This is a genomic window from Stenotrophomonas aracearum (assembly GCF_031834615.1).
In the GTDB taxonomy this organism is placed as follows: Bacteria; Pseudomonadota; Gammaproteobacteria; order Xanthomonadales; family Xanthomonadaceae; genus Stenotrophomonas; species Stenotrophomonas aracearum.
Genome location: NZ_CP115543.1, coordinates 1,492,824 through 1,507,830 on the forward strand (window position 1 = coordinate 1,492,824; position 15,007 = coordinate 1,507,830).

A 15,007-nucleotide genomic window follows, 5' to 3' on the forward strand; every position below is an offset into this window, starting at 1 on the left:
GGGCGGGGCGGCGGAATGGGCGGGCATTGTACCGGTTCCGGGGCCGGGCCCCCGGGCGGAACGTGACGCGCTATGTGAATGTCGCGTCAAACCCTTGGCAAGGGCCCGCGAAACGGAGACACTCCGCGCCATGAAGGGGATTCTGGGGATCGCTGCGCTGGCCTTGGCTGCGCTGACCGCTATGCCGGCCAGTGCGGGCACCCTGTACAAGTGCGTCGGTGCCGACGGCATCTCCAACTACGTCAGCAAGCGCCTGCCCGGTGCCAGCTGCAGCGTGGTCAGCAGCTACCGCCCGGACCGCAGCGCCCCGCGCCGCTACGTTCCGCCACCGGCCGCCGCCCCCGCGCCAACTGCTGCCGCCGCAGCGGTCGCGACCACCGCAGGCACGCCGGCCCCCGCAGCGGCCGACGGCGCCAAGGCGGCCAGCGCCATCACCCCCGCCTCGGCCCCGGCCCAGCCCGCCACCGTGCTCACCGCCGCCTCGGCCCCGGCCGCCGCACCCTCAGGTGGCAAGGCGCCGCGGGTGGTCAACGGGCAGGTCTACTCCTACATGCAGGACGGGGTGCGCCACTACACCAGCCAGCGGCCGGCGCAGCTGGCCAGCCTCGGCCAGGTCCGCACCATCCGCTACAGCTACATCGAGCGCTGCTATGCGTGCGGCGCCAACCCGGGCGTCAACTTCGGCTCGGTCCGCCTCAACACCACCGCGTTCCAATCCGAGATCTCCGCCGCCGCGCGCGAGTTCGGGGTGGAAGAAGCGATCGTGCGCGCCATCATCCATGCCGAATCGGCCTACAACCCGACCGCGCTCAGCCGCGCCGGCGCGCAGGGCCTGATGCAGCTGATGCCGCCCACCGCGCGTCGCTTCGGCGTCACCGACTCCTACGACGCCGCGCAGAACATCCGCGGCGGCGTGCAGTACCTGTCGTGGCTGCTCAAGCGCTTCAACGGCAACCTGACCCTGGCCGCCGCCGGTTACAACGCCGGCGAAGGCGCGGTCGACCGCCATGGTGGCGTGCCGCCGTACAGCGAAACCCAGTACTACGTGAAGCGCGTGGCCCAGTTGGCCGAGCGCTATCGCGGTGCCACCAGCACGGCGCAATGATGTCCGGATCCCGTCGATCATCGGACTGAATGCGTTGTGCGCAGGACTTTGCTTCCGCTATAGTCGTTCCTGATTCATTGTGGACTGGCCCCCACCGGTCTGCTGGCAGCCTCAAGCTACCTAAATCAATATCGGAGTGCCGGATGGCCAACGATGGGGTAAACGATCCAGTAAACACTGGACGTCGACGATTTCTTTCAGCAACCACTGCAGTGGTGGGAGCGGTCGGCGTCGGTTTTGCAGCAGTTCCGTTCATCAAGTCCTGGAATCCCAGTGCCCGCGCCAAGCTGGCCGGTGCGCCCGTGACTGCCGACATCAGCGCGCTGCAGGAAGGCCAACGACTGGTCATGGAGTGGCGAGGCCAGCCGATCTGGATCGTCAAACGCTCCAAGGCCATTCTCGAGTCGTTGCCCGGGCTGGACGGTCGACTGCGCGATCCGCAGTCCGAGAACAAGGACCAGCAGCCGGCCTACGTGCTCAAGCAGAACCCCGAATTCCGTTCGATCAAGGCCGAGGTCTCGGTCCTGGTCGGGCTGTGCACGCACCTGGGCTGCTCGCCGGAAATGATCGCCGAGATCCGCCCCGAGCCGTTCGACCCCGAGTGGAAGGGCGGCTACTTCTGCCCCTGCCACAAGTCGCGCTTCGACATGTCCGGCCGCGTCTTCCAGGGCGTCCCGGCGCCGATCAACCTGCTGGTGCCGCCGCACCATTACCAGGACGACAGCACCATCATCATCGGCGTTGATCCGCAGGGGGCAGCGTAAGCATGGCCAACATCCTTTCCCGTACCGCCACCGGCGTCGCCGACTGGGTCAACGCGCGCGCGCCCGGGCTGATGCCGGTGTACCGCAAGCATGTCAGCGAGTACTACGCGCCGAAGAACTTCAACCTCTGGTACTACTTCGGCTCGCTCGCCCTGCTGATCCTGGTCAACCAGATCGTCACCGGCATCTTCCTCACCATGCATTACAAGACCAGCGCGGCGGAAGCGTTCGCGTCGGTCGAGTACATCATGCGCGACGTGGAGTGGGGCTGGCTGATCCGCTACATGCACTCCACCGGGGCCTCGCTGTTCTTCATCGTGGTCTACCTGCACATGTTCCGCGGCCTGATGTACGGCAGCTACCAGAAGCCGCGCGAGCTGGTCTGGATCCTGGGCATGCTGATCTACCTGGTGCTGATGGCCGAAGCCTTCATGGGCTACGTGCTGCCGTGGGGGCAGATGTCGTTCTGGGGCGCGAAGGTGATCATCTCGCTGTTCGGTGCGATCCCGGTGATCGGCAACGGACTCACCGAATGGATCATGGGCGACTACCTGCCCAGCGACGCCACCCTCAACCGCTTCTTCGCACTGCACGTGATCGCACTGCCGCTGGTGCTGCTGCTGCTGGTCGTGCTGCACCTGGGCGCGCTGCACGAAGTGGGCTCCAACAACCCGGACGGCGTGGAGATCAAGAAGGGCCCGAAGGGCAACCGCTGGTCGCCGACCGCGCCCACCGACGGCATCCCGTTCCATCCGTATTACACCCTCAAGGACGGCGTGGGCGCCGGGTTCCTGCTGGTGCTGGCGGCCTTCATCATCTTCTTCGCGCCGGGCTTTGGCGGGCTGTTCCTGGAACACGACAACTTCACCGAGGCCAACCGCCTGGTCACCCCCGAGCACATCAAACCGGTCTGGTACTACACGCCGTACTACGCGATGTTGCGCGTGGTGCCCAACAAGCTGGGTGGCGTGATCGTGATGTTCTCGGCCATCGCCATCCTGTTCCTGGTGCCATGGCTGGACCGCGCGCGGGTCAAGTCGTACCGCTACCGCGGGGTGCTGTCCAAGGCACTGCTGGGGGTGTTCGCGGTGTGCTTCATCTGGCTGGGCGTAATCGGCTCCGGCCCCGGCACCGACGCGCATGAAACCTATGTCGGGCGCGTGCTGACCTTCCTCTACTTCGCCTTCTTCATCACCATGCCGATATGGACCAAGCTGGACAGGACCAAGCCGGTACCGGACCGGGTGACCACGCATGACTGACCACTGGATTGTCCGGCTGGCCTGCGCGGCCGCCCTGATGCTGGCGAGTACCGTGGCCGGTGCCGCCGAAGGCGGCAAGACCCTGCAGGCCGGCAACGACCTGGGCGACCGCGCGTCGCTGCAGCGCGGCGCGCAGCTCTACATGAACTACTGCTCGGGCTGCCACGCGCTCAAGTACCTGCGTTACTCGCGCATGGCCGCGGACCTGGGGCTGAGCGAAGAAGAGGTCATGAACAACCTCAACTTCACCGGCGTGCCGATCGGCGAACCGGTGCCGGTGACCATGCCGCATGCCCAGGCCGAGAAGTGGTTCGGCAAGATGCCGCCGGATCTCAGCCTGATCTCGCGGGTGCGTGGCAGCGACTGGGTCTACACCTACCTCAAGTCGTTCTACCTGGACCCGACCCGGCCGCTGGGCTGGAACAATGCCTTGTTCCCCAATGCCTCCATGCCCAACCCGCTGTGGGAAATGCAGGGCCTGCAGCATGCGGTGAAAGGCAAGCCGGAAGCACCGGGCGCCGATGCGCCGGTGACCGGACTGACCCTGGCCCAGCCCGGCAGCCTCGACCCGGGGCAGTACGACCAGGCGGTGCGGGACATCACCAATTTCCTGGAGTACGCCGGCGAGCCGGCCGCGTTGAAGCGGCAGCAGCTGGGCGTGTGGGTGGTGCTGTTCCTGGCGTTGCTGACCTTCCTGATCTACCTGTTGAAGAAGGAGTACTGGAAGGACGTGCACTGAGGTTTGCGATTGGCGGCGTCTATCTACATCGATCGGCCTATTGGCTTTTGTGATGGGCAGTTGCACACTCGGGACCTGTGACGACTGTCGGCAATGGGCCGGCGGCGCCGATGCAGTCGACGGATATCGACTGCTGGAGAGCCTTTGATGGCGGCGAGCGTACGCATGCGGAATACCCTGACGCTGTTTTCCTCGAACGACGACGTGCTGTGCCATCGCGTGCGCCTGGTGCTGGCTGCCAAGGGCGTTACCTATGATTTCGTCCCGGTCGACCCGCAGAACCCGCCCGAGGACCTGATCGACCTCAACCCGTACCACTCGGTGCCGACCCTGGTCGAGCGCGAGCTGGTGCTGTACGCGGCCTCGGTGGTCAGCGAATACCTCGACGAACGCTACCCGCACCCGCCGCTGATGCCGGTCGACCCGCTGTCGCGTGCGCGCATCCGCCTGGCGATGCTGCGCATCGAACACGACTGGGTGCCGCAGGTGCAGGCGATCCAGCTCGGCAACAAAACCCAGGCCGAAGCCGGTCGCAAGCGCCTGAAGGAACTGCTGACCAGCGCGGTGCCACTGTTCAAGGCCAGCAAGTTCTTCCTCAACCCGGAAATGAGCCTGGCCGATTGCGCCATGGCGCCGATCATCTGGCGCCTGCAGTCGCTGGACGTGCCGCTGCCCAAGGACGGCAAGTCGATCGAGGACTACGGCAACCGCATCTTCCGCCATCCCGGCTTCATCCGCAGCCTCACCGACCAGGAAAAGAAGCTGCGCGAGCTGCCGGCCTGAGAACCGTTTCGCTGCGCGGACGCGTACACTTGCGGCATGACTGAAGACACTTTCCGCATGACCAGCCACCGCCCGTACCTGTTGCGGGCCCTGGTGGAATGGATCAACGACAACGACCTGACCCCGCACATCCTGGTCGACGCCGGCATGCCCGGCGTGCAGGTGCCGCCGAGCGCGGTGAAGGATGGTAGGGTGGTGCTCAACATCGCCGAACGCGCGGTGGTGCGCCTGCATATCGACAACGACAGCGTGAGCTTCTCGGCGCGCTTTTCCGGCACCAGCTACCCGGTGCAGGTGCCGATCTCGGCCGTGCTGGCGGTCTACGCCCGCGAGACCGGGCAGGGCATGGCACTGCCGGACGACATTCCCGGCCACGAGCCGAGCCCGGACGATACGCTGCCGCCGGACGACAGCCCGACCCCGGACGACACCCCGCCCAAGCCCAGCGGCCGTCCGCACCTGCGGGTGGTGAAATAAAAAATCGCCGCCCCATGGGCGGCGATTTCTTTTTCCCTATACGTCTTCAGCGCCGCTGGTATCCACGCTGCGGCGGATCTCGCTGATGCGCGCCGCCGACGGCCCCACGAACGCCACCAGCTGGTCGCCACGCAGCACCATGCGGCCGGTGTGGCGGTCGATGCCGTCGTGCGAGTACTCGAACCGGTAGGTCCGCTCCCAGCCCAGCCAGCCGTTCTCCTTGCGGCACACGCGGATGCTGCTGGCATGCACGGCCTGGTCCAGCCACTGCACGTCGGCGGCGCGGCAGGCGTTGCGGCCCAGTTCGATCGCGCGCTCGGCGGCGGCGCGCGACGAGTTCCAGAACGCGTAGGCGAAGGCACCGCCAATCATCAACAGGATCAAGCTGGGCATCGTCGGCTCGGCACGGCATCGGGGTCAGGAACCTCCAAGATGGCGACGAACCGGTCGCGGATCAACCCGGCTGCGGTTCGTCCACCTTGTTGGGCGGCTGCTGCGGCTGCGGCGGCGGAGGAGGCGATTGCGGCGACTGCGGCGGCACGGGTCGCGGTGGAACCACGCGCGGGAAGGTCAGCTTCTGCGGCGGCGGGGTCGTCGGTACGCCCGGCTGGGCGGTTGTAGGTGGTGGGGGAGTGGTCGGCGCATACGCGGGCACGGGCGCCGTCGCAGACGTTGGCGCTGGCGGGTAACTGGGCGTGTATCCCACCGGCGAGGTCGCCACCAGCTTCAGCAGGGCTGCCCAATCCTGGCGGTTGAAGTTGCACTCGTCTTCGCGGCCCGGCGTGCAGCCGATGCCGTACGGATCGTAGGAGCGGGCCGGCGGCAGCTGGATGCGGCCGTTGCGGTCCAGCGGCAGTTTACGCATCGCCACCGTGTTCATGACGTTGCCGCCGATCAGGTACAGCGTGTGGTCGCCGCCCATGTTGGCCGCGATCACCACCTCGCAATGCGATTTCCAGTTCGCCACCTTGCCCCCGCTGAGCTGCTGTACCAGTCCGGCGTAGCTCAGCGTCTCGTCGCGGTCGCGCAGGTAGCACAGCAGGTCGCCGGGGGCGGGTTTTTCCTGCGCCGGGTCGCTCATGCGGTACGGGCCGCTGTTCTGGTACGCCGCGCGGATGTAGTCGATGTGGCGCGGCGAGCGGGTAAAGCCCGGCACGCCGGCCCGGCTCATTACCCAGGAAATGAACGCCGCCGACCACGGGTTGTCGATCAGGAAGGCCCGGCAGTCGCTGTCGCTGTAGCGCGTGCCGAACGGCTGCATGCAGCTGGTCGCGCCGGGCTGGCTGCCCATGGGGCCCAGGGTGCCGCTGTCGCGCCAGTACGCAACCACGCGCTGCCAAGCCGGCATGCTGTCGTCGGAAAGGTACAGCCGCTCGGCCTCGCTGACGCCGAGGTTGGCGGCGCGTCCTTCGGCGTCGATGAAGGGCCGGTACCACAGGCGGTGCTCGTTGCAGGCGGTGCGCACGATGCTGACGGCCAGCGGGCTCAGTCCATAGCGCGGTGGGATGTCGCAGACTTCGGCGGCGGCAGCGGTGCCCGGCAGCAGCAGCGCTGCGGGCGAGAGGCAGGCAAGCAGGAGCAGGGGGCGCATACGCGCTCTCCAGGTGGGGGCACGCACAGCGTCGCAAACACGCCTTGCCCGCACCGTGAAAATCCGGAATCCGACGCTACCGCGGCGGATCGCCCAGCTTCAACGACAGATCGATCGCCTGCACATGCTTGGTCAAGCCCCCGATCGAGATGCAGTCCACTCCGTCTTCGGCAATCGCCCGCAGCCCAGCGAGATCCACGCTGCCGGACACCTCCAGCGGAATCCGCCCGGCGGCAATGCGCACCGCCTCGCGCCGCATGGCGGCGTCGAAGTCGTCGATCAGGATCCGGTCGCACCCCACGGCCAGCGCCTCACGCAGCTGGTCCAGGTCTTCCACCTCCACCACCAGCGGCAGCTGCGGCCACTGCGCGCGTGCAGCCTGCACCGCTGCGGTCAGCGACCCGGCGGCGCGGATGTGGTTTTCCTTGAGCATCACCGTATCGAACAGGCCCTGGCGGTGGTTGTCGCCACCACCGCAGCGTACTGCGTACTTCTGCGCCACGCGCAGCCCGGGCAGGGTCTTGCGCGTGTCCAGGATGCGCGTGCCGGTCCCGGCCACGGCAGCCACGTAGCGGGCCGTGGTAGTCGCGGTGCCGGACAGCGTCTGCAGGAAATTCAGCGAGGTGCGCTCGGCACTGACCAGGCTGCGGTTGCGCCCGTGCAGGATCGCCAACACCGTGCCGGCGGCGACCGTATCGCCTTCAGCGACCCGCCACTCGATCCGCACGTCCGGATCCAGCGCCTGGTGGGTGGCGTCGAACCACGGCCGACCGGCGATCACCGCGTCCTGCTTGCACAGCAGGTAGGCGCTGTCCGGGCGGTCCGGGAGCAGGGCGGCGGTGACATCGCCGCTGCCGATGTCCTCGGCCAGGGCGCGGGCCACGTCGGCCTGGACCTGCGCCGGGGCCGGAGGCGTCAGCGGGGCCGGGCTCATTTTTCCGGGAAGTTGGCGATCTGCGCGGTGTCGATGGCCTCTTCGGCCAGCAGCACCGGAATGCCGTCGTCCACGCGGAAGACCTGCGTGCGGTCGCGGGTCAGCAGTGCCTCGCGCAGCTTCTCGCCCTGCGGGTCGCCGCTTGCCTTGGCCACGGCACCGGCCGCGATGGCCTGGTTCAGCGCCTCAAGGCCCGTGGCGTCAAGGAGGGACAGGGGCTGGCGGGTGTTCGGCGAGCACAGCCGATCGATGACTTTGCGATCCATGGGGTTCTTCGTAATGCGTGGAAGGCGGCTAGAATACGTCTTTAAGGCAGGTGACGGCCAATGACCCCCAACCAATCCGCGCCGCTCGTCGGCATCGTCATGGGTTCCCGCTCCGACTGGGAGACCATGCAGCATGCGGCGCAGAAGCTCGACGCGCTCGGTGTTCCCTACGAAGTCAAAGTAGTATCCGCGCACCGGACCCCGGACGTGCTGTTCACCTACGCCGAACAGGCCGGCCCGCGTGGCCTGCGCGCGATCATCGCCGGTGCCGGCGGCGCCGCGCACCTGCCGGGCATGATCGCGGCCAAGACCGCCGTGCCGGTACTGGGCGTGCCGGTGCAGTCCAAGGCCCTGAACGGCATGGACTCGCTGCTGTCGATCGTGCAGATGCCGGCCGGCATCCCGGTCGCCACCTTCGCCATCGGCAATGCCGGGGCGTCCAATGCCGCGCTGTTCGCCGCGGCCATGCTGGCGCCGGAACAGGCCGCCATCGGCCAGGCGCTGGACGCCTTCCGCGCCCGCCAGACCGAAGACGTCATGGCCCACGACGACCCGCGCCAATGACCGTGAAGACCGTTGGCATCCTGGGCGGCGGCCAGCTCGCCCGCATGATGGTCCTGGCCGGCGCCCCGATGGGCCTGCGCTTTGAATTGTTCGACCCGGCCGCCGACGCGTGCGGCGGCCAGGTGGCGCCGCTGCAGGTCGCCGCCTTCGAGGACGAGGCCGCGCTGGCCGCGTTCGCCGAGCGGGTCGACGTGGTCACCTTCGATTTCGAGAACGTGCCGGCGCGCAGTGCGCAGTTCCTGGCCGACCGCGTTCCGGTGCATCCCAGCCCGGATGCGCTGGCCGTCGCGCAGGATCGCCTGAGCGAAAAGACCCTGTTCGCCGGACTCGGCATCCCGCTGCCACCGTTCGCCGACATCCGCAGCCGCGATGAGCTGGCCGCCAGGGTCGGCGAGTTCGGCCTGCCGTGCATCCTCAAGACCCGCCGCTTCGGCTACGACGGCAAGGGCCAGTTCCGCTTGCGCAGCGCCGCCGACATCGACGCGGCCTGGGCCGAACTCGGTGGCCAGGTGGAGCGCACCGGCCTGATCCTGGAAGGCTTCGTCGCCTTCGAGCGCGAGGTCAGCGTGGTCGCCGTGCGCGGGCTGGACGGCGAGTTCCGCGCCTGGCCGGTGACCGGCAACTGGCACGTCAACGGTGTGCTCTCGGCCAGCGTGGCGCCGGCCCGCCTGTCACCCGCGCAGTACGACGCCGCCATCGGCTACGCCCGCACCCTGGCCGAGAAGCTGGACTACGTGGGGGTGTTCGCGCTCGAACTGTTCTGCCGGGGCGAGGAACTGCTGGCCAACGAAATGGCGCCGCGCGTGCACAACTCCGGGCACTGGACGATCGAAGGCAGCGAAACCTCGCAGTTCGAGAACCACCTGCGCGCCGTACTCGGCCTGCCGCTGGGCGACACCCGCATGCTCGGCCATGCCTGCATGCTCAACTGGATCGGTGAGATGCCCGATGCCGACGCCGTGCTGGCCCAGCCGGGCGGCCATTGGCACGACTACGGCAAGCAGCCGCGCGACGGGCGCAAGGTCGGCCACGCCACCCTGCGCGGCGATGACGCGGCGCAGCTGGCGACTGAGATCGAAGCGGTGGGCACCCGGCTGCAGCGAGCCGAACAGGTCGCTCCGGCGGTCGCAACGCTGCGCAGGTAATTACTCGCGCAGCTGCGAGGCCACGAAGTTCCAGTTGACCAGCTTCCAGAACGCCTCGAGATAACGCGCGCGGTCGTTCTGGTAGTCGGTGTAATAGGCGTGTTCCCACACATTGCACGCCAGCAGCGGCGTGCTCTGCCCGGTCAGCGGCGTGCCGGCATTGCGCGTGGCCTGGATCGCCAGCGCCCCGGACGGGTGCTGCACCAGCCACACCCAGCCGGCACCGAACAGGCCGAGCGCGACCCGCTCGAACTCCTCGCGCAGGCGCTTGGCATCGCCGAAATGGCGGCTCACCAGCTCGCCCAGACGCCCCTGCGGATCGCCGCCCGCGCGCGGCCCCAGGCACTGCCAGTAGAAGGCGTGGTTCCAGGCCTGCGCGGCCGTGTCGAACAGGCTGCCCTGGCTCTGCCGCACGATCTCCTCCAGCGACAGCTCGGCCAGCTCGGTGCCTTCAATGCGTGCGTTGACCGCCTCCAGATAGGCCCGGTGGTGCTGTCCGTGGTGCAGGTCCAGGCTGGTGGCCGACAGGTGCGGCTGCAGGGCGGTACGGTCGTAGGGCAGGCGGGGCAGGTCGAAGGGCATGGGTCGCAGCAGGGCCAGTAGGATTACAATGATCGTTACAGGGAGTCTATCCGACCGCCGAGGTGGGGTGCCCCGTTGCGCAGGGAGAGTGTGGTGGCGGTGATGCAGCAGATCCAGGCCGAAGTGGAGAAGTACCCCCTCGTGTTGTTCATGAAGGGCACGCCGCAGTATCCGATGTGCGGTTTCTCCAGCCGGGCCGTACAGGCCCTGATGGCCGCCGGCGCGGTCGCACTGCGCACCGTCAACGTGCTTGAAGAACCCGAGATCCGCGCCAACCTGCCGCGCTTCTCCAACCTGCCGACGTTCCCGCAGCTGTTCATCAACGGCGAGTTGATCGGCGGCTGCGACATCGTGCTGGAACTGTTTGAATCCGGCGAGCTCAAGCGCATCGTCGAAGAGGCGTCGCAGCCATGAGCGCGGTCCCGTCCGTCGGGGTCGGGACCGGGGCGCTGGCGGGCCGCGTCATTCTCATTGCCGGCGCCGGCGGCGGCTTCGGCAGCGCCGCCGCCGTGGCCTGTGCCGAAGCCGGGGCCACCGTGGTCCTGCTCGGGCGCAAGCCGCGTCGGCTCGATCGCGTCTATGCGGCGGTCGAGGCCGCGGGCCCCGAGCCGCTGCTGTACCCGATGGACCTGGAAGGGGCCACCCCGGACGACTACGCCACCCTGGCCGAACGCCTGCAGTCCGAACTGGGCCGGCTCGACGGCGTGCTGTACTGCGCCGCCGACTTCCCGGGCCTGACCCCGTTCGAGCACGCCGACCCGGCGGCGTTCGCACGCGCGGTACACGTCAACCTGACCGCCCCGGCCTGGCTGGCCCAGGCCTGCCTGCCGCTGCTGCGCCAGCGCGACGATGCCGCGCTGGTGTTCACCGTGGACGATCCCGAGCGGGTAGGGCGGGCTTTCTGGGGCGGCTACGGTGCCGCCCAGCACGGCCTGCGTGGCCTGATCGCCGCGCTGCATGACGAGCTGGCGCGCAGCCCGGTGCGGGTCAGCGGCCTGCAGCCCGGCCCGATGCGCACCGCGCTGCGGGCCCGCGCGTTCTCGCTGGACGAGGACGGCGTTGCCCGCGAACCGGCCGTTCACGCCACCGCCGCCGTGGAGCTTCTGTCCGCCGCCGGCGTGGCGCATCGCGGCCAGGTACTGGCTTTGTCGTAACCAGCCGGACACACCGGGTTGGCACCCTGACCGGGCGTACTCATGAACCCGGGTTCGCTACCGCACCTGAACGGCGGAAAGTGTCGCATTTGGTCCAATTCAGCCAAATGTGAAGAAGGCGTCACGATCGCGTTGTGATGGCGTGTGTTTTGTCGCCAAACCGTCATACAGCGGGCTTATCGTGTTAATCTAGTGTTAACCGTTGCGGCTGAAACCAGCCTGCGGCAAGGGAACCCAGATAAAAGTCCATGCAGCTGCCTGAACGGCTGCTGCTTGGGCGCGCTTTTTTTTCCGTCATCGCCAACTCGCATCGAGGCTACTCCCAATGATCGACCCACGCTGTCTCCGGATGTCCAAGCTCACCCTTGGCCTCATGGCTGTACTTGCTGCCGCCCCCGCCTTCGCCCAGAGCACCTCTGCCGGTGTCGGCGGCCAGGTCATGTCCGCCGCTGGCCAGCCTGTTGCTGGCGCCGAAGTCACCATCACGCACGTCGAGTCGGGCACGGTCAGCCGCGCCACCACCGATGCCGCGGGTCGTTACAACGCGCGCGGCCTGCGCGTGGGTGGTCCGTACACGATCACCATCACCAAGTCCGGTGAAGGCACCAAGACCGAAGATGGCGTCTACCTGGGCGTGAACCAGACCGGTACCGTCAACGCCGCCCTGACCGGCGACGTCGCTGCCACCAACCTGGAAGCCGTGCAGGTCGTGGCCGTGGCCGGTGGCTCGGAAGTGTTCAGCTCCACCAAGATGGGCTCGGGCACCAACATCAGCCAGCAGCAGATCGAGATGGCCCCGTCGATCGGCGGCAACATCCAGGACCTGATGCGTCTTGACCCGCGCGTGACCTTCATCGACCGCGCCTCGGGCTCGATCTCGGCCGGTGGCCAGAACCCGCGCTTCAACTCGATCAACATCGACGGCGTGTCCGCCAGCGACACCTTCGGCCTGGAAGGCAACAACATGCCGACCCGCCGCCAGCCGGTCGCCATGGAAGCCATCGAAGCGCTGGACATCAACCTGTCCAACTACGACGTCAGCATCGCTGCCGCCGCCGGCGCCACCGTCAATGCGGTGACCAAGTCCGGTACCAACGAATTCCATGGCTCGGTCTACGGCACCTACCGTGACGGCGACTGGTTCGGCGACAACCCGGAAGGCCAGAAGTTCAACGGCTTCACCAAGGAAGAAACCTACGGCATGACCGTGGGTGGCCCGATCGTGAAGGACAAGCTGTTCTTCTTCGCCAACTATGAAAAGTTCAAGCAGGCCGCCCCGGGCGCCGACCTGAGCGGCACCGCGCTGGGCAAGGCCAACCCGCAGTTCACCCTGGCCGACGTGACCCGTGCGCAGCAGATTGCTGAAGGCTACGGCATTGCCGCCGGTGGCCTGGACAGCAATGGCGACACCGAGATGGAAGAGTACGCGCTGAAGCTGGACTGGAACATCAGCGACAACCACCGTGCCAACATCCGTTACAGCAAGATCGACCAGAGCAAGCTGCGCATCAACGGCATGACCACCAGCTCGGCCTCGCTGAGCTCGTACTGGTACCAGCACGACAAGACCAACGAGAGCTACGTCGCGCAGCTGTTCAGCGACTGGAGCCCGAACTTCTCGACCGAGCTGAAGGCCTCGTACCGCGAATACTCGGCGATCCGCAACGTGTCGACCGATGCGCCGAGCATCCGCATCTTCTTCGGCGGCACCCCGACCGCCCCGGGCGGCGACTCGCTGTACCTGGGTACCGAAGTCAACTCGCAGAACAACATCCTGGAAACCAAGGCGTGGAACTATTACGCCGCCGGTACCTGGACCCTGGGTGACCACGACGTCAAGTTCGGCGCCTCGTACGACACCAACGACATCTACAACTACTTCGGCGCCACCTCGTGGGGTGCATACACCTTCTACGGCCTGGACAACTTCGCTGCCGGTCGCTGGAGCACCTACAACTACAACCCGGAGCGCACCCCGGGCTCGATTCCGGCTGACTACAAGTACAGCAACCTGGCGCTGTTCGTGCAGGACACCTGGTACGTCAACAACAACCTGACCCTGACCCTGGGCGTGCGTGCCGACCGTGCCGACACCAGCCCGGCGCCGGCCTACAACGCCCCGGCCTCGGCATTCTTCGGCCTCGACAACAGCGAAGTGCTGAGCAACAAGTTCCTGATCCAGCCGCGTGCGGGCTTCAACTACACCTTCGACACCGACCGCCAGACCCAGCTGCGCGGCGGCGTGGGCCTGTTCCAGGGTGATGCCCCGCAGGTGTGGCTGAGCAACAGCTACTCGGCGACCGGCTTCAACAATTCGGTCTACGCCTTCACCACCGGCTACAACCCGGCACTGCCGTTCAGCCCGAACAAGGACGGCCAGCCGGTCCCGACCACGCCGGGCTCGAACCTGCAGAACGTCAACTTCGTCGGCAGCGACTTCAACATGCCGTCGGTGTACAAGGCCAACCTGGCCTTCGACCACGAACTGCCGTGGAACGGCATCGTGGCCTCGGCCGAGCTGCTGGTCACCAAGGTCAAGGACGCCCTGTACTACAAGAACCTGAACCTGGGTCCGGTGCAGTACCAGGGTCCGGACGGCCGTGACATGTACTACTCCGTTGCCAGCACCGGTACGGCCTGGGCTCCGGGCAACAACCGCTTCGGGCGCAACCGCGCCTACGAGTCTGTTTACGAGATCGCTAACACGGACAAGGGCCGCACCTCGCAGTTCACCGTCTCGCTGGCCAAGCCGTGGGCGCCGGACAGCGACTGGTCCTGGAATATCGGCTACACCTACACCGATGCGACCGAAGTCGGCACGCTGACCAGCTCCACCGCCAGCTCGGGCTGGGGCTACCAGTACGCCTTCAACGCCAACGACAACATCGAGAACACCTCGCGCTACCAGATCCGCGACCGCCTGTCGGGTGCGCTGAACTGGAAGCACAAGTTCTTCGGTGACTACGAAACCCGCGTCGGCCTGGTCTACGAAGGTCGCAGCGGCCGTCCGTACAGCTACGTCTACGTGAACGACGCCAACGGCGACAACCGTACCGCGAACGACCTGTTCTACGTGCCGGCAGGCCCGGGCGACGTGCTGTTCGGCAACCTGGTGGGCAGCACCTTCACCCCCGATGCGAACATGGAGAAGTCGTTCTACGAATGGCTGGCCAACAACCCGCAGCTGGCCAAGTACGCGGGCAGCTACGCGCCGGCCAACCAGTTCCGCACCGGTTGGATCAACACCTTCGACCTGCGCATCAGCCAGGACCTGCCGGGCTTCATGAAGGGTCACAAGTCGGAGATCTGGCTGGATATCCAGAACGTCGGCAACATGATCAACAAGGACTGGGGCAACATCTACGACTACGGCTTCTTCGCCGATGCGCGTGTCGCCACCCTGCAGGGCATCAAGGACGGCAAGTACGTGTACAACTTCCGCGGCGCGGATGAGCCGGTGGTGGCCAACAACGACGCAGACGGCTTCGACGTCGGTGTGTCGCAGTGGTCGGTCCAGCTGGGCTTCCGCTACCAGTTCTGATGAACTGACGGCGTGAAGAAGTAAAGAAACGGCCGGGGAAACCCGGCCGTTTTGCTTTTAAAGGGGGCAGCAGTAAAGTTGGCAACCTTAGAGGCAGCGA

16 protein-coding genes are annotated in these 15,007 nt (G+C 66.9%); 11 read left to right on the plus strand and 5 right to left on the minus strand.

Features of this window, described 5'->3' with window-relative positions; all coding sequences use genetic code 11:
* Nucleotides 1-130 precede the first annotated feature (130 nt).
* From PDM28_RS06875 to PDM28_RS06900, 6 genes are all read left to right on the plus strand, one after another.
* Nucleotides 131-1,105, plus strand: coding sequence for a lytic transglycosylase domain-containing protein (locus tag PDM28_RS06875; protein ID WP_311184269.1), 975 nt, complete (start codon nucleotides 131-133; stop codon nucleotides 1,103-1,105).
* Between the two features lie 143 nt (nucleotides 1,106-1,248).
* Complete coding sequence (petA, locus tag PDM28_RS06880) at nucleotides 1,249-1,869, plus strand: ubiquinol-cytochrome c reductase iron-sulfur subunit (RefSeq protein ID WP_102945835.1); 621 nt, start codon at nucleotides 1,249-1,251, stop codon at nucleotides 1,867-1,869.
* A 2-nt stretch (nucleotides 1,870-1,871) separates the two neighbouring features.
* Nucleotides 1,872-3,131 carry a cytochrome b gene (locus PDM28_RS06885; RefSeq protein WP_102945834.1) on the plus strand — a complete coding sequence of 420 codons (1,260 nt, stop codon included), beginning with the start codon at nucleotides 1,872-1,874 and terminating at the stop codon, nucleotides 3,129-3,131.
* Between the two features lie 37 nt (nucleotides 3,132-3,168).
* Nucleotides 3,169-3,870, plus strand: a complete 702-nt coding sequence (locus PDM28_RS06890; RefSeq protein ID WP_253256716.1) for a cytochrome c1 — start codon at nucleotides 3,169-3,171, stop codon at nucleotides 3,868-3,870.
* 147 nt (nucleotides 3,871-4,017) lie between these two features.
* A complete protein-coding gene (locus PDM28_RS06895; RefSeq protein ID WP_070206934.1) occupies nucleotides 4,018-4,653 on the plus strand; it encodes a glutathione S-transferase N-terminal domain-containing protein in 636 nt (211 codons plus the stop codon).
* A 36-nt stretch (nucleotides 4,654-4,689) separates the two neighbouring features.
* Nucleotides 4,690-5,130 (plus strand): ClpXP protease specificity-enhancing factor, encoded by a 441-nt coding sequence (locus PDM28_RS06900; RefSeq protein WP_102945832.1) that lies wholly within the window; start codon nucleotides 4,690-4,692, stop codon nucleotides 5,128-5,130.
* A gap of 36 nt (nucleotides 5,131-5,166) precedes the next feature.
* Here PDM28_RS06900 and PDM28_RS06905 read toward each other — a convergent pair whose 3' ends face one another.
* The 4 genes from PDM28_RS06905 to PDM28_RS06920 form a co-directional block, all read right to left on the minus strand.
* Nucleotides 5,167-5,523, minus strand: coding sequence for a DUF3301 domain-containing protein (locus tag PDM28_RS06905; protein WP_070206936.1), 357 nt, complete (start codon nucleotides 5,521-5,523; stop codon nucleotides 5,167-5,169).
* A 61-nt stretch (nucleotides 5,524-5,584) separates the two neighbouring features.
* The gene (locus tag PDM28_RS06910; RefSeq protein WP_311184270.1) at nucleotides 5,585-6,721 is read right to left on the minus strand and encodes a DUF2272 domain-containing protein; all 1,137 of its coding nucleotides are present in this window, start codon (nucleotides 6,719-6,721) and stop codon (nucleotides 5,585-5,587) included.
* A 76-nt stretch (nucleotides 6,722-6,797) separates the two neighbouring features.
* The gene (gene nadC / locus PDM28_RS06915) at nucleotides 6,798-7,655 is read right to left on the minus strand and encodes a carboxylating nicotinate-nucleotide diphosphorylase (protein WP_102945829.1); all 858 of its coding nucleotides are present in this window, start codon (nucleotides 7,653-7,655) and stop codon (nucleotides 6,798-6,800) included.
* Nucleotides 7,652-7,921, minus strand: coding sequence for a Trm112 family protein (locus PDM28_RS06920; protein ID WP_311184271.1), 270 nt, complete (start codon nucleotides 7,919-7,921; stop codon nucleotides 7,652-7,654). Before PDM28_RS06920 ends, nadC begins: the two co-directional genes overlap by 4 nt.
* A 60-nt stretch (nucleotides 7,922-7,981) precedes the next feature.
* On the opposite strand from PDM28_RS06920, the gene purE reads away from it, so the two are divergent.
* The gene (gene purE, locus PDM28_RS06925; protein ID WP_070206940.1) at nucleotides 7,982-8,485 is read left to right on the plus strand and encodes a 5-(carboxyamino)imidazole ribonucleotide mutase; all 504 of its coding nucleotides are present in this window, start codon (nucleotides 7,982-7,984) and stop codon (nucleotides 8,483-8,485) included.
* A complete protein-coding gene (locus tag PDM28_RS06930; RefSeq protein ID WP_311184272.1) occupies nucleotides 8,482-9,630 on the plus strand; it encodes a 5-(carboxyamino)imidazole ribonucleotide synthase in 1,149 nt (382 codons plus the stop codon). The genes purE and PDM28_RS06930 overlap by 4 nt, the downstream gene beginning before the upstream one ends.
* Here PDM28_RS06930 and PDM28_RS06935 read toward each other — a convergent pair whose 3' ends face one another.
* Nucleotides 9,631-10,212, minus strand: coding sequence for a superoxide dismutase (locus PDM28_RS06935; protein WP_311184273.1), 582 nt, complete (start codon nucleotides 10,210-10,212; stop codon nucleotides 9,631-9,633). It lies immediately after the preceding gene.
* A 93-nt stretch (nucleotides 10,213-10,305) separates the two neighbouring features.
* On the opposite strand from PDM28_RS06935, the gene grxD reads away from it, so the two are divergent.
* The 3 genes from grxD to PDM28_RS06950 all read left to right on the plus strand — a co-directional run bounded on the left by grxD (nucleotide 10,306) and on the right by PDM28_RS06950 (nucleotide 14,907).
* A complete protein-coding gene (gene grxD / locus PDM28_RS06940; RefSeq protein WP_102945909.1) occupies nucleotides 10,306-10,626 on the plus strand; it encodes a Grx4 family monothiol glutaredoxin in 321 nt (106 codons plus the stop codon).
* The gene (locus tag PDM28_RS06945; RefSeq protein ID WP_311184274.1) at nucleotides 10,623-11,366 is read left to right on the plus strand and encodes an SDR family NAD(P)-dependent oxidoreductase; all 744 of its coding nucleotides are present in this window, start codon (nucleotides 10,623-10,625) and stop codon (nucleotides 11,364-11,366) included. Before grxD ends, PDM28_RS06945 begins: the two co-directional genes overlap by 4 nt.
* Nucleotides 11,367-11,715: 349 nt before the next feature.
* On the plus strand, nucleotides 11,716-14,907 hold the full coding sequence (locus tag PDM28_RS06950) for a TonB-dependent receptor (RefSeq protein ID WP_311184275.1): 3,192 nt from the start codon (nucleotides 11,716-11,718) through the stop codon (nucleotides 14,905-14,907).
* Nucleotides 14,908-15,007 lie beyond the last annotated feature (100 nt).